Annotated in this window: 10 protein-coding genes and 3 tRNA genes; 8 read left to right on the top strand and 5 right to left on the bottom strand. The window is 44.5% G+C overall.

The window, feature by feature from the left end; genetic code table 11:
* Positions 1-33: 33 nt before the first annotated feature.
* Positions 34-912: a GTPase Era gene (gene era / locus P2W84_RS14425; RefSeq protein WP_276090854.1), complete on the bottom strand. Its 879-nt coding sequence runs from the start codon at positions 910-912 to the stop codon at positions 34-36.
* 108 nt (positions 913-1,020) lie between these two features.
* Between era and P2W84_RS14420 the strand changes: the two genes are divergently transcribed.
* Together P2W84_RS14420 and P2W84_RS14415 are read left to right on the top strand one after the other, a co-directional pair.
* Positions 1,021-1,096 (top strand) — tRNA-Met (locus P2W84_RS14420).
* A 40-nt stretch (positions 1,097-1,136) separates the two neighbouring features.
* Positions 1,137-1,208, top strand: a tRNA-Glu gene (locus P2W84_RS14415).
* Positions 1,209-1,310: 102 nt separating this feature from the next.
* On the opposite strand, the gene P2W84_RS14410 is transcribed toward P2W84_RS14415, so the two are convergent.
* Entirely contained in the window at positions 1,311-2,195 is an 885-nt protein-coding gene (locus tag P2W84_RS14410; RefSeq protein ID WP_276090853.1) for a tetratricopeptide repeat protein, read from the bottom strand.
* Positions 2,196-2,393: 198 nt separating this feature from the next.
* Between P2W84_RS14410 and P2W84_RS14405 the strand changes: the two genes are divergently transcribed.
* From P2W84_RS14405 to P2W84_RS14385, 5 genes are all read left to right on the top strand, one after another.
* Positions 2,394-2,933 carry a hypothetical protein gene (locus P2W84_RS14405; RefSeq protein ID WP_276090852.1) on the top strand — a complete coding sequence of 180 codons (540 nt, stop codon included), beginning with the start codon at positions 2,394-2,396 and terminating at the stop codon, positions 2,931-2,933.
* Positions 2,934-3,138: 205 nt separating this feature from the next.
* Positions 3,139-4,032, top strand: a complete 894-nt coding sequence (locus P2W84_RS14400) for an NAD(P)H-binding protein (RefSeq protein WP_276090851.1) — start codon at positions 3,139-3,141, stop codon at positions 4,030-4,032.
* A 135-nt stretch (positions 4,033-4,167) separates the two neighbouring features.
* A complete protein-coding gene (locus tag P2W84_RS14395) occupies positions 4,168-4,587 on the top strand; it encodes a VOC family protein (protein ID WP_276090850.1) in 420 nt (139 codons plus the stop codon).
* Between the two features lie 115 nt (positions 4,588-4,702).
* Positions 4,703-7,435 (top strand): outer membrane beta-barrel protein, encoded by a 2,733-nt coding sequence (locus P2W84_RS14390; protein WP_276090849.1) that lies wholly within the window; start codon positions 4,703-4,705, stop codon positions 7,433-7,435.
* Positions 7,432-8,199, top strand: a complete 768-nt coding sequence (locus P2W84_RS14385) for a GLPGLI family protein (protein ID WP_276090848.1) — start codon at positions 7,432-7,434, stop codon at positions 8,197-8,199. Before P2W84_RS14390 ends, P2W84_RS14385 begins: the two co-directional genes overlap by 4 nt.
* A gap of 57 nt (positions 8,200-8,256) precedes the next feature.
* Here the strand turns inward: P2W84_RS14385 and P2W84_RS14380 are convergent, their stop codons facing one another.
* Entirely contained in the window at positions 8,257-8,862 is a 606-nt protein-coding gene (locus P2W84_RS14380) for a 2'-5' RNA ligase family protein (protein ID WP_276090847.1), read from the bottom strand.
* Between the two features lie 153 nt (positions 8,863-9,015).
* Here P2W84_RS14380 and P2W84_RS14375 point away from each other — a divergent pair.
* Positions 9,016-9,087, top strand: a tRNA-Glu gene (locus P2W84_RS14375).
* A 111-nt stretch (positions 9,088-9,198) separates the two neighbouring features.
* Here P2W84_RS14375 and P2W84_RS14370 read toward each other — a convergent pair.
* Positions 9,199-10,629: a TolC family protein gene (locus P2W84_RS14370; protein WP_276090846.1), complete on the bottom strand. Its 1,431-nt coding sequence runs from the start codon at positions 10,627-10,629 to the stop codon at positions 9,199-9,201.
* Positions 10,622-13,789 (bottom strand): efflux RND transporter permease subunit, encoded by a 3,168-nt coding sequence (locus P2W84_RS14365; RefSeq protein ID WP_276090845.1) that lies wholly within the window; start codon positions 13,787-13,789, stop codon positions 10,622-10,624. The genes P2W84_RS14370 and P2W84_RS14365 overlap by 8 nt, the downstream gene beginning before the upstream one ends.
* Positions 13,790-13,805: the final 16 nt, after the last annotated feature.

Genomic DNA, 13,805 nt, shown 5'->3' with positions numbered 1-13,805 from the left:
GGTATTAATTATTAAGGGGTTGCAAAGGTACGCTTAATTTTCGTACCCGAAGCTCTTCAGGTAGTTCTTTTTAGTGCGCCAGTCGGGAATGACCTTTACAAAGGTTTCCAGGAAGACTTTTTCGCCGATAAATTTTTCGATGTCTTTGCGGGCTTCCATGCCTACCTTTTTCAGGCTAGCACCGCCTTTGCCGATCAGGATATTTTTCTGAGAATCACGTTCTACAATAATTTCTGCACTGATGCGGGTGATCTTTTCTTCCTCTTTATAGGAGGTGACGATAACCTCGGTGCTGTAGGGTATTTCTTTCTGGTAATTGTTGAAGATCTTTTCGCGGATGATCTCGGAAACGAAGAAACGCTGATTGCGATCGGTAAGGTCTTCTTTGTCGTAATAAGGCGGGTGTTCGGGCAGATAATTAAGAACGGTATCGAGCAGGCCCCCGAGATTGTATTTTTCCAAAGCAGATATGGCAAATATTTGCCTCGGATTGAGGGTTTGTTGCCAGTGGTTTATTTTTTCATCTACTTTTTCCGAGGTTGCATTGTCTATTTTATTGATGAGTACAATGATCGGGATGGAGGAATCTTTGATCTTTTCGATAACATCGTTCTCATCATGCTGCTCGTTGACGTCTGTTACAAAGAGGATAAGGTCTGCATCGATGAGTGAACTCTTTACGAATCCCATCATGGAATCCTGCAGTTCGTACTTCGGTTTGATAATTCCCGGGGTGTCCGAGAACACAATCTGGTATGCTTCTTCATTGACGATGCCAAGTATACGGTGCCTGGTTGTCTGCGCCTTAGGTGTAATGATGGACAGTTTTTCTCCTACCAGGGCATTCATTAAGGTGGATTTGCCAACGTTTGGCTTGCCGATGATGCTGACGAAACCTGCTTTATGGGACATAAAAAATTTTTTAAAATAAATTTGCAGTACAAAGGAACGAATTATATCTTTGCATTCCAATTCGGAAGGAACGTTAAGGATTTAATTACTACCAGGAATTGTATAGAGTGCGGGGTGGAGCAGTTGGTAGCTCGTCGGGCTCATAACCCGAAGGTCGCACGTTCGAGTCGTGTCCCCGCTACCAAATAAGGTTCACAGTTGTTAAGACTGGGGCAATCTTAAATGGCCCGTTCGTCTAGGGGTGAGGACGCAAGATTTTCATTCTTGAAACAGGGGTTCGATTCCCCTACGGGCTACAAACCCGCTCTATGCTAGATAGGGCGGGTTTTTCGTTTTTAAGGAATTTTTGAAACCGCGCTGATTGAGCTTAAACTTAGCTTTTGTGTTCGATTCCCCTGTCAGTTCTTATTATAGAACCCTAAAATTTTGGCTTTGAAGACATTGTTACAATTCTGGTCAATTCTTTCTTGTGCGTAGCTGGCCCCTAAATCCTTCGCGGTATGCCAATCTTCGCAAGCTCCTTTTTTATCCTTTAAATTGAACTTTGAATTGCCTCGATTAAAATACGCCATCGCATTTTGTGGCTCCAATCCTATAACTGTTGTATAGTCTTTTATCGCATCATTGTATTCTCCAGCTTCATCCTTATTAGCAGCTCTATTTACTAATGCATCTGTAAAATCAGGTGCTAATACAATCGCTCTGTCATAATCTCTTCTCGCGGATTTCCACGTGTGTAATTCATCTTTGACGATCGCTCGTGAATACCATGCATTAGGATCTTCTGGATTAATTTTAATTGCCGTTGAAAAATGAATGAAAGCCATGCCTAAATTTCTTTTATCGTATGCCGCCATTGCAAGATCAAAATATTCATTATATCGGTCGGAGTCTAAGTTGAGGAATGCTTGATCATTTGGATCACCCATTGCACCATACCCGTCTAATTTACAGTCAAATTCATAACCTTTGCAATATAAATCAAGCGCCCAATACAATAGATTATGTTCGTCAACCGGAAACTCCGTACTATCTCCCGCCATTTCATAATATTCCTCATGTCGAGTTACCGATTTGATATTATACTTGTAATTTTGAGATAGAAGTTCCCCGAGCAATTTAAGTTTTTGTTCAGTATCTGAAATGAAAACAAAATCGTAAATAGCTAAGGAGTATTCTATCATGCCACTTTTTTGGCGTTGCTCGTAAACGCTGGTTGCTGAAACCATTTCTTTTCCAAAATTGGCATTGAAATCGGACTGAGTATGGAATGTATTAGCCATATTATTTAGTCAAGTTCTGTGATAGCTAATGTATATAATATTTGCAAGTCTTCTACAAACGTGTTCGACCTTGGTAGCTTATCGGCTACAAATGGGATTACTCCCAAAGCAGACAAGGGTTGCTCCAAAGAGCAGCCCTTCTTCTTTTAGTATTTGTGAGTTAGGAGTGGTACCTTTTGTCCATATACATTAACGAACATGGTAAGAATTGTATATTTTGTTTTTTTTCTTTTGGCTGGTGCTATTGCGGCATTTGGTCAATCCCCGATTGAACATTTATCTGAGAAGCCACATATTTCGTTGAACACGTCACAGGAAGCGTTCATTGATGCGTTCAAGCTGCTGTTAATTGATCATATTGATAATAAGGCCCTAAATGCAACTCCGAAAGGATCATCATATCCACTGGCGATTGCGCTTTCTATGGATAAGGATGGTAAAGTTGACCAAGTTTACACCTCGTTAAATTTGACATCGACTATAAAGCGATTTCTCAGGCCGGGGAAGGAATTGCTCGCTACAATGCAAAAATTAAAGCCGATCTATAATGATCTCAAAAACAAGATTGTCATTGTCACCGTACTTTTTATTAGGGCTGACGCGCTCACAATAAATGCCGACAAAGAATTTAGCACATCTTTTATCGACCTTTGGCCTGATTTTCCACAGGACAATTCAAAGCCAGTTATCCTAATAAAACCCAGCATTTGCCGATACGACTTTCCTGTCAGGCATTAGCATTATTTGATACGCTGCGAGAGTCCGTATCGGACGCTATCGTTCCAGGCATCGTAAATGGTGCAAAGTAAACTTCTGTTTAGTGGCTGCTGTAAAATCTTTAGAGAATAAACAGGAAAGAACATTTTTGGCTACAACAATAGCAGATCAGGCTACAGCTGTTTGCTGAGGCCGGCCTAATTTTGCTATAACAAAACCAAAGAAAATGAAGATTGTATTAACTGGCTCGCTTGGCCATATCAGCAAACCGCTTGCAATAACATTAATTGAAAAGGGACATGATGTCACCGTTATAAGTAGTCAGGAAGAACGAAGCACAGCAATAGAAGCAATAGGGGCAACACCCGCCATTGGTCAGTTATACGATACCAGTTTCCTTACAGAAACATTCATGTCAGCGGATGTTGTTTACCTGATGCAGCCTCCGGGAATCTATTTTGATAAGACACCTGACCCCAGGATGTCCTGGACACACCTGGCAAACGTGTATGCAGAAGCGGTACATGATTCAGGAGTAAAAAAAATAATTCATCTCAGCAGTATCGGCGCACACACAGATACAGGTGTAGGCATGTTGGCCGCACACCACAAAGTTGAAAGTGTTTTGAAGGAGCTCCCACCGGCGGTGAGTATTAAATTTATGCGTCCCGTCGGATTTTACTATAACATGTTTGCTTTTATACCGGCTATAAAGGCACAAGGTGCTATCATTCAGAACTATGGTGGTGACTTGCAGGAACCCTGGGTATCTCCATTGGATATCGCAGCAGTTATTGCTGATGAGATAGAAGCGCCATTTGAAGGAAGAGCAGTGCGATATATAGCAAGCGACGAGGCATCGCCTAATGTGGTGGCAAAAATATTAGGCAAGGCTATCGGTATGCCTGAGCTGAAATGGAAAGTCGTTTCCGATGAAGATTTTCTTAACGGGTTACTGTCTAACGGGATTAATGCCAATACTGCGAAAGGACTGACAGAAATGAATGCAGCAAGAATGAAGAACCTGTATGACGATTATAACAAGCATAAACCTGAGGCTGGCAAAGTAAAACTGGAAGCGTTCGCAAAAGATTTTGCCGAAGTGTATAGCAGGTCTTAGTCTGACCTCGACTTTACCCCGCACAATATACACTTGCGTCTTATCTGGAGAAAAGGCAAAAAATTTACACTCCTGACAAACAGCTGTCATAAAGGCCAGCGAATTTTGTTCTAAATCAAATTAAAGAACAAGAACATGAATTTCGTTTCAACCAGAATTATTACCGAACAGGTCAGTAAATTAATAACTTTTTATGAGCAGGTGACCAAAATTCCTGCCACTCGTTTTACTGAAGACTTTGCGGAGCTGCAAAGCCCGGGCGCAACACTTGCGATTGGCAGCACGAGAACGCTTCAATTTTTTGGCGGTTCCGAAGTGGCTAAAGCCGCAGCAAACCGTACAATGATCATTGAATTTATCACCGCTGATGTGGACGGATTTTTCCAGGAACATGCTGCTTTCCTGGCACCTTATCTGGTGCAGGAACCAACCACGATGCCCTGGGGTAACCGATCTTTACTTTTTCGCGATCCGGACGGTAACCTCGTTAACTTTTTTACCCCCGTCAGCGCAGAGGCTATCAGGAAATTTGGAGGCAAAGCCGTTCAGATGTAATTTAACGGGAGTCAAAGCGCGGGCGATCGCATCAAATTAAGTTGCAAAAAATTATCAGTAATAATTTGTTTAACTAATTGGTTAGTTTTAAATTGGTTTTTCTAACCTAACGCTCATGACTACAAAACCAATACTATTCCTTTTCTTTTTCCTGGGTTTTTATTTTATTGCCAGCGGTCAGGAAAAATTCCGGGTAAAGGGAACGGTTGTGGATTCTGTGAACAGGGTTGCACTGACTGATGCTACCGTAACTGTTCTAGCTGCAAAGGACTCTGTCCTGGTACGGTTTTCCTACACTGATAAAGGTCTTTTTGAGATTAATAACCTTGACAGCGGACAACTTTTGCTGATAGTCACTTATCCTGATTATGCGGATTTTATTGAGCGTTTCTCGGTTAATTCCGGACATGTCTTACATGATTTCAAACGTATTGAAATGATCTCTGAAGTCAATTTGTTGAAAGAGGTCATAGTGAAAGCCAGAATGGCCTCAATTAAGATAAAGGGTGATACGACAGAATTTAATGCCGCAGCTTATAAGACCCAAAAGAATGCAAAGGTTGAAGATTTGTTAAAGCAACTGCAGGGCATGAAAATCAATCAGAGTGGCGCAATCATCTTTCAGGGCGAGCAGGTAAGCAAGGTACTCGTAGACGGAGAGGAGTTTTTCAGCGATGATCCTGCTTTAGTGACGAATACGGTACGGGCAGATATGGTAAGCAAGATACAGGTATACGATGATAAGTCGGTAGAAGCAAAGCAAACTGGTGTGGAAGACGGGAAAAAGGTTAAAACCATTAATATCGTATTGTTGGAAGACAAGAAACGTGGTTTGTTTGGAAAGGCGGATGTTGGTTATGGTACAGATGAATATTACACCGGCCAGCTGATGTTCAATAAGTTCAGTCCGAAGGAAAAGGCATCTATATACGGAAATATGGGCAATACTGGTAAGGTTGGCCTTTCTGGTGCTGATCATAACAAATTTGGCGCTGGTTATAGTCCGGGTGACTATGGTGGTAACGGGTTACCATTCGCACGTGATGGAGGAGTTCATTACGATAGAAAATGGAATAAAGATAAGCAATCGGTAAATGTGAATTATAAGACCGGGTTCCTTCAAACCGAAGGGATCAGTAATAGTCTGACACAGAATAACCTGCCAGGCAACTTTAATAAGAGTAGCGCTGACAGGAGTTTTGTAAACAGGAGTGGCAGTCAGATTTTCGAAGGAAATTTTCGTTCAGCGATCGATTCTGTTTCTGACTTAAGTACCTATGCTTCTGCATCAAGATATAAGTACAATTCCATGAACACGACCACCTCGAAGACCCTGAGGGGCAATAACGTGATTCAAAACAGCAATGATAGCAGAGCTGAAAACGAGACCGATAGCAGATACTTTTCCTTTAGCGCAAGTTATACACGACGTTTTAAAAAAAAGGGCAGAAGTCTGACGGTCAATAGCCGAATCAACGCAAGCGATGCTAATAGTGAAGGATATCAATGGTCTGCGCTAACTTATTATGATGGTTCCGGGAATCAGGATAGTACAAGAAGTATAAATCAGTTTAAGCCAACAATCTCGAATTCGAAGGTATTTTCGGCAGGTGGTACTTATACGGACGTAATAAGTAAACCGCTAACGATAAGCGGGGGCATTAATTATAGTGCAGATGAACAAGATAATAAAAGGCTTGCCTATGACAAATCTGCGGGGGGAATGTATGATCAGTTGGATACTGTATTCAGCAGCGATTACAGCTCGGGTACACAAAGAAATGGCTATAACTTAACCCTGAATTATTCTTCTGGTAAATCAAGAGCTTCAATAGGAAACAATACTGACTTAGTATGGCAGAGACAGAATGATCAGTTTTCTTCAACGTCACTTGCAAGGAATTTCATTAACTGGTCCCCGTATGGGAGTTTCAGTTATCAGCTCAGCAAAGCGGCATCGTTAAATTTTAACTATAATGGATATACGCTTCAACCCAGTATCTTTTACCTTCAGCCAATCAGGCAAAACAGTGATCCGCTGAATATTACTGTAGGCAATCCAAACCTCAAGCCGGAGTTTGAACAAAGGTTTAGTTATAACTACCGGGTATATCAGCCTACGAAGGACCAGGGAATTAATTTTCGTGGAAATTATACATCAACTTTGAATGACATTGTGCAGGATAAGACAATTGACTCGGCGGGGGTAAGTACCATTAAATATGTAAATGTACGGGGCAAAAGTCCAGGTTACTGGAACGTGTATGCGGAAGTATATGGTCACGCTACAAAACTGGATTTTATTATGAGCATTAATCTAAACGTTAATGGCAGCACGTATTACAATTTAATCAATGGTCAGCTTAACAGGACGAAGTCTGTAAGCTACTTCCCACAACTTGATATATGGACAAATAAGGGGAGCTATTCTTATAGCTTTAGTATTGGTCCTAACTTTTCATTCGGAGAATCCTCACTGCAGCAACAGTTTAAAAATAACACACGTGGATTCCTAGTGAGTGGAAACTTTTATACGAAGTTGCCGGGAAAATTTTTCATCGGTGCCGACTGCAGCTATAAGAGCAATGCGGGTAACGTGGTTTTTGACAAGCCTTTCGAACAGACTTTACTGAAGGCTTATACTGGCAAGACCTTTTTAAAGGATGAGAATCTGAAGCTCACAATTACTGGTAATGACTTGCTTGACCAGAATACCGGATATTCGCGGTCTTCCTCGGAAGGCCGGTTCTCGGAGTCGAGGAATCAGACGATCAGGCGTTATTTCATTTTTACCGTTACCTGGGACTTTAGCAGGTTTAAGAAGACACTTCAAAGGCAAGAATCATGATCAAACCAATTTTACTGACACTTTTATACCTAACGCTAACTTTGGATGTCAATGCCCGGCAGAAGCACTTTATTAACAGCGGGACGATAGAATTTGAACGCACCGCTAATATGTTTGCGCTGGTTAAGAAAAAGGTGACCAAGAATACCCAGGATATAAAACCTTATTATGAACGTTATCTAACCAGCGAGCCTCAGTTCCGAAAGCTTAAGAGTACGCTGTTCTTTAATTCTTCTAAGAGCTTATATGTGCCTGTACCTCCTGAGAGAGGGCTGTGGCATTACTACGATACACCAATGGCCAACCAGTTGAATACCGTTTTTTCAGATTTTAGAGGCGGTAATAGTGTGGTACAAAAGGAATTCTATGAACGAACTTATCTGGTAAAGGATCAGATGCGGAAGATTAAGTGGAAGATTACGGAAGAAAAGCGCGTTATAGCAGGTTTCAGATGTCGCCGTGCTAATGGTCTGATGCTGGATTCAATTTATGTAGTTGCCTTCTATACTGATGAGATCCATATACCTGGAGGCCCTGAATCTTTCAATGGATTGCCGGGTATGATCCTGGGTGTATCTGTTCCGCATGAGAACGTAACCTGGTTTGCAACAAAAGTAACCGAGGCTCCGGTGATTGAAGCGCAACTTGCTGTCCCGGTTAAAGGTAAGGTGGTGAACAATAAGCAGCTTTTCGAGGAGATTTGGAAGGCGGTGGCTAATTATGGTGACTACGCTATGGTAATGGTGAAGGGCTTGTTGTTATGAAATAGAATCAGGGTTCCATCTTAAGGTAAATCTGCCTACCTGTTGAAGTGATCCTAGTCAGAAAAGCAGTAGTTGCTCCACTTCTGTGTCGCTGCCGCTGAGTTTAAAGCTAGCTACTCTTTGATATGCTCCCGTAGCGGCCATTGTTTCGGGGTCTAATGGCCGTTTCAGTAATAAAATCTCCTCTGCGTTTACGATTGCTTTAAAAGGGCGGTTCCTCCATTCATCCCAGGCCAGTTCAAACTGTGCTTCATTCATTTTGCGGGCAATGGTAATGTGGGCCTTTTTGACGTAAACAGGTTTGAGGGTCTCTATCTTTTGCAGGAAGGGACGAAGTTTGACCTTTATGTTTTTCATGATCTTTTCCAGTTCCGGGTTTTGGTCGACCCCGACATATATCGTATGGTGAGGGAAATTACCAAAACCGTCCAGATTCAATTTAGCAGGAGTTAAGGTGCGGGCAATTGACTCAAACCGTTTAATCATCTGCTTTTCCAGGTGTGTATATTGCGGGAACTTTAACAATGTACAATGTGGCTTCAGCTGTGCCGCGTATTCACAGCCATATTCATTCTGGAAATAATTCTTAATCTCCTTAATTCTGGCACTTACTCCATCGTCGGGCTGGAGGACGGCAAGGTATTCGAAAACAGGAATATCCATTGTATCGTTTGCTAATTTTTTTATTAAACGTATAAAAATACTAATTTATTTAGTTTATTTGATCTGTTGTTGTAATTTTTTTGGATTATATATTCTAACCGTTATCTTTGCGTGCCTTTCCCGAAAATCATGAAGGATTTTCTGATAGGAAATGGCCCGTTCGTCTAGGGGTGAGGACGCAAGATTTTCATTCTTGAAACAGGGGTTCGATTCCCCTACGGGCTACAGAGCCGCCTTACGAAATAAGGCGGCTTTTTTTGTCCTTTCACTAAAACAGCCCTGCAGGCATCTGACTGCAGGGCTGTTTTAAAAGTGTTGTGTTGAATGATCCGGTGTTTATTTCCAGCCTCCGCCGAGGTCACGGTAAACATTGACTACAGCATTGAGCTGTTCTTTTTTGGTGTCGATCAGTTCCAGTTTCGACTCCAGCGCATCTCGCTGGGTCATCAGCACTTCAAGGTAATCTGCGCGGGCCGACTTGAACAGATCGTTAGAGACTTCGATGGACTTGTTAAGGGCGTCTACCTGTCCGGACTTCAGGCCGTAACGCTTTTCCAGGTTTTCGATATTGGATAGCTGGGTGGAGACTTCGAGGTAGGCGTTTAGGATCGTCTTTTCGTAGTTGTACATCGACTGCAGCTGGCGTGCATTGGCGTTAAGGAACTCTGCCTTGATGCCGTTACGGTTGATCAGCGGTGCTGCCAGGTCTCCGGCCAGGGAGTATAGCATGGATTCGGGAAATCTGACCAGGTAAGAGGGTTTGAAGGCCTGTAACCCAAATGCTGCCGAGATGCCAAAGGAAGGATAGAATTCTGCCCTCGCAACCTTTACGTCGATCTTAGCGGCGGCAAGGTCCAGTTCTGCCTGTTTGATGTCTGGACGATTGGCCAGAAGTTGTGATGGAATTCCTGTATGGACTGCAGATGGTACGAGATCCAGGAAGTTCTCCCTGTTTCTGGGAATTTCCTGTGGATAGCGGCCCAGTAACAGGTTGATCCGGTTTTCTGTCTCTTTCCTTTTCTGGAGGATCTCGTATTCAAGGCCTCTGGAATTGAGGACCTCTGCCTGAAATTTCTGTACCGCGAGCTCGGTGACGCGGCTGGCTTCTTTCTGGATTTTGACAATTTCAAGTGCCCTGTTCTGAAGTTCGATGTTTTGTCTTACTACTGCAAGCTGGTTATCCAGTGCAAGCAGCTCATAATAAGAATTGGCTACTTCTGCGATAAGATTGGTCAGTACGAAGTTTTTACCTTCGACGGTAGACAAGTACCTGGTTACGGCCGCTTTTTTTGCATTGTGCAACTTTTTCCAGATGTCTACCTCCCAGTTGGCATAAAGTGACGCGCCGTAGTCCATCAGTGGATCGGGTACTTCTTTTCCCGGAATAATGTCTGTAGAGGCGTCACCAGCACCCTGGCTGGTGTATCGGCCTACCTTTTCGACGCCGACACCGGCTCTGACCCCTACTGCCGGAAGGATATCACCTTTTCTCATGCGGATTTCGTTTCTGGCGATCTCGATCTCCTGAAGGGTGATCTGCAGTTCCTGATTGTTCTTGATTGCAGTGTCGATCAGGCTGATCAGATTTTTATCGGTAAAATAATTGCGCCATTGCATGGCTGCCATGTTCGTCGTATCAGCATTGTTGCTGTAGGCCGAGGGAACAGATTTGTTCTCGGTGCGCTGCACGACCGCCGGTATTTTACAACCCAGGGCCATTACCGTGCCCAGCACGGTAATGGTCTGAAAGATCCTGTGTTTATACATTGTGTTCGATTTCTTCTGTTAACGGATTTTCCTCTTCATTTTTAACGAACAGGTGTTTTTCGGATATCTTACCGAAGATATAATACAAGCCGGGAATGATCAGTACACCGAATACTGTCCCGAAGAGCATACCGCCGGCTGCTGCCGTTCCTATCGTCCGGTTACCGAGCGCACCGGGACCGGAAGCAAACACCAGTGGGATCAGGCCAGCGATAAAGGCAAATGAGGTCATCAGGATAGGACGGAACCGGACTTTTGCACCTTCCATGGCCGCCTTATAGACAGAGTATCCTGCCCGGTGCTTCTGTACGGCAAATTCGACGATCAGTACTGCGTTCTTGCCCAGCAGACCGATCAGCATGACCATAGCGACCTGTGCATAAATGTTGTTCTCCAGGCCAGAGATTTTCAGGAGCAGAAAAGCTCCGAAAATGCCCATGGGCAGTGAAAGGATAACGGATAGGGGCAGGATGAAACTTTCATACTGTGCGGACAGGATCAGGTAAACGAAGCCCAGACAGATCAGGAAGATGTAGATGGCCTGGTTGCCCTGTGCGACCTCATCTTTTGAGATGCCGGCCCAGTCTATCCCGAAACCTCTCGGCAGCGTCTTTTTCGCTACCTCGTTGATGACGCTGATGGCTTCGCCGCTGCTATAGCCCGGGGCGGCAGCACCGCTGATCTCGGAAGCATTGTACATGTTGTGCCGCGTGATCTCTGAAAGGCCATATACTTTTTCCATTTTCATGAATGCCGAGAAGGGAACCATCTCATCCTTATCGTTCTTTACGTAGAGTTTCAGGATGTCGTCGGGCAGGGCGCGGTATTGCGGAGCCGCCTGTATGATCACTTTATACTGACGGTCATACTTAATAAAGCTGATCTCGTAGTTACTGCCAACCAGTGTGGAAAGCGTGTTCATGGCATTTTCAATACTTACGCCTTTCTGCTGTGCAATATCATTGTCTACACGGAGCATGTATTGCGGAAAGCTGGCACTGTAGAAGCTGAATACTGAAGACAGTTCGGGCCGTTTGCTGAGCTCTCTTACAAAATCCTTGCTGACGGTTTCCATCTTCTTGTAGTCTCCTGAACCAGCTTTGTCCAGCAGGCGCAGCTCAAAGCCACCGGCAGCACCATAACCGGGAACGGCGGGCGGAAGAAAGTATTCGATGGTGGCACCGGTGATATCTTTGGATTTCTCTTCCAGTTCGTCCATGATCTGCTGAACAGAATGCTTGCGCTGGCTCCAGTCCTTTAAGTTGATCAGACAGGTTCCGGAATTCGCGCCCGTACCTTCTGTCAGGATCTCGTAACCAGCGAGTGCAGACACAGACTGGATGCCGTCAATGCCTTCTGCGATCTTTTGCAGCCGCTCTGCAATCTCGTTGGTCCTTTCCAGTGATGATCCCGGAGGTGTCTGGATAATGGCATAGAACATACCCTGGTCTTCATTAGGAATGAAACCGGAAGGGACCTGGCTGTTCAGGAACCAGGTGCCTGCGCAAAAAGCTGCAAGTACAATGAACGTAACTGCCCGCCTGGTCACGATGCGCTCGAGCAAGCCCTGGTATTTATCGGAAGTACGGTTGAATATCCTGTTGAAGCCGTCGATGAACTTGTCTACAGGTGTTTTCTTTCTGGCTTTGCCATGGTTGTTTTTAAGGATCATGGCGCATAGCGCCGGTGTCAGCGTTAATGCTACGATACCGGAAAGGATAATGGATGTCGCCATGGTAATGGAGAACTGCCGGTAAAACAGTCCGACCGGCCCGGCCATAAAGGCGACCGGGATAAAAACGGCGGCCATCAGGAAGGTAATGGCAATGATGGCCCCGCTGATCTCTTTCATGGCTTTTTTAGTAGCCTTCAGGGCAGACAAGTGTTCCTCTTCCATTTTGGCATGGACGGCCTCAATTACCACGATAGCGTCGTCGACGACCACGCCGATGGCAAGTACCAGCGCAAACAGGGTGATGAGGTTGAGCGTAATGCCAAAATATTGCATAAAAAAGAAGGTACCCACGAGTGAAACCGGAACGGCCATAGCAGGAATGAGTGTTGAGCGCCAGTCACCCAGGAATATGAAGACGACCAGGCCTACCAGGATGAAGGCTTCTACCAGGGTGTGGATCACTTTCTCGATGGAGGCATCGAGAAATTTTGAAACGTCGTAGCTGATCTCGTAATCCATACCTTTGGGGAAGGAGTTCGCTTTGATCTCTTCCATCCTTTTTTTGACATTTTCAATGACCTGGCTGGCATTGCTTCCGTAAGACTGCTTCAGCACAATGGCTGCCGAAGGCTTTCCGTTAAGGTTGGAATAGATATCGTACATTGAACTGCCGAATTCTATATCGGCTACGTCTTTCAACCTGAGCAATTCGCCATTTGGATTGGATTTCAGAATGACGTTTTCGTATTGCTGCCTGGTGGTAAACCTGCCTGAATATTTCAGTACATATTCGAATGCCTGAGATCTTTTTCCCGAGCTTTCTCCTGTTTTGCCCGGTGATGCCTCCAGACTTTGTGCACTCAGGGCTTCCATCACCTCATCTGCCGAGATTTTGTACGCGAGCATCCGGTCTGGTTTTAACCATATCCTCATGGCATATTCCCTGTTACCCAGAATATCTGCGTAGCCTACGCCGTCAACGCGTTTGAGCTCGGGCAGGATATTGATATCTGCAAAGTTAAACAGGAATTTCTGGTCGGCGTTGGGACCTGTATTGTACAGGTTGATGTACATGAGCATATTGGATTCCTCCCGGCTCACTTTTACACCTTCACGCACGACAAGAGGCGGCAATTTGTTGACTACCGAAGCTACCCGGTTCTGAACATTCAGTGCGGCCTGGTTCGGGTCGGTGCCCAGGTTGAATACGACCTGGATGGAGGCTTCGCCGTCGTTGCCGGCATCGGATGCCATATATTTCATGCCGGGGACACCATTGAGTGCCCTTTCAAGTGGAATGAGTACCGACTTTACCATAAGTTCGCCGTTTGCGCCAGGATATTCTGCGGTTACATTTACCTTGGGCGGCGATATAGAAGGAAACTGGGTGACGGGTAATTGGGTAATGGCCAGTACCCCCAGGAAGACGATAATGAGTGAGATCACTATCGACAATACAGGCCTTTGTATGAATCTGTTAAACATTGGTTTTCGCGATTGA

This window comes from Pedobacter sp. JY14-1 (genome assembly GCF_029269825.1).
In the GTDB taxonomy this organism is placed as follows: Bacteria; Bacteroidota; Bacteroidia; order Sphingobacteriales; family Sphingobacteriaceae; genus Pedobacter.
The sequence above is the reverse complement of the archived record's forward strand: the minus strand, read 5'-3'. Positions and strand labels throughout refer to the sequence as shown.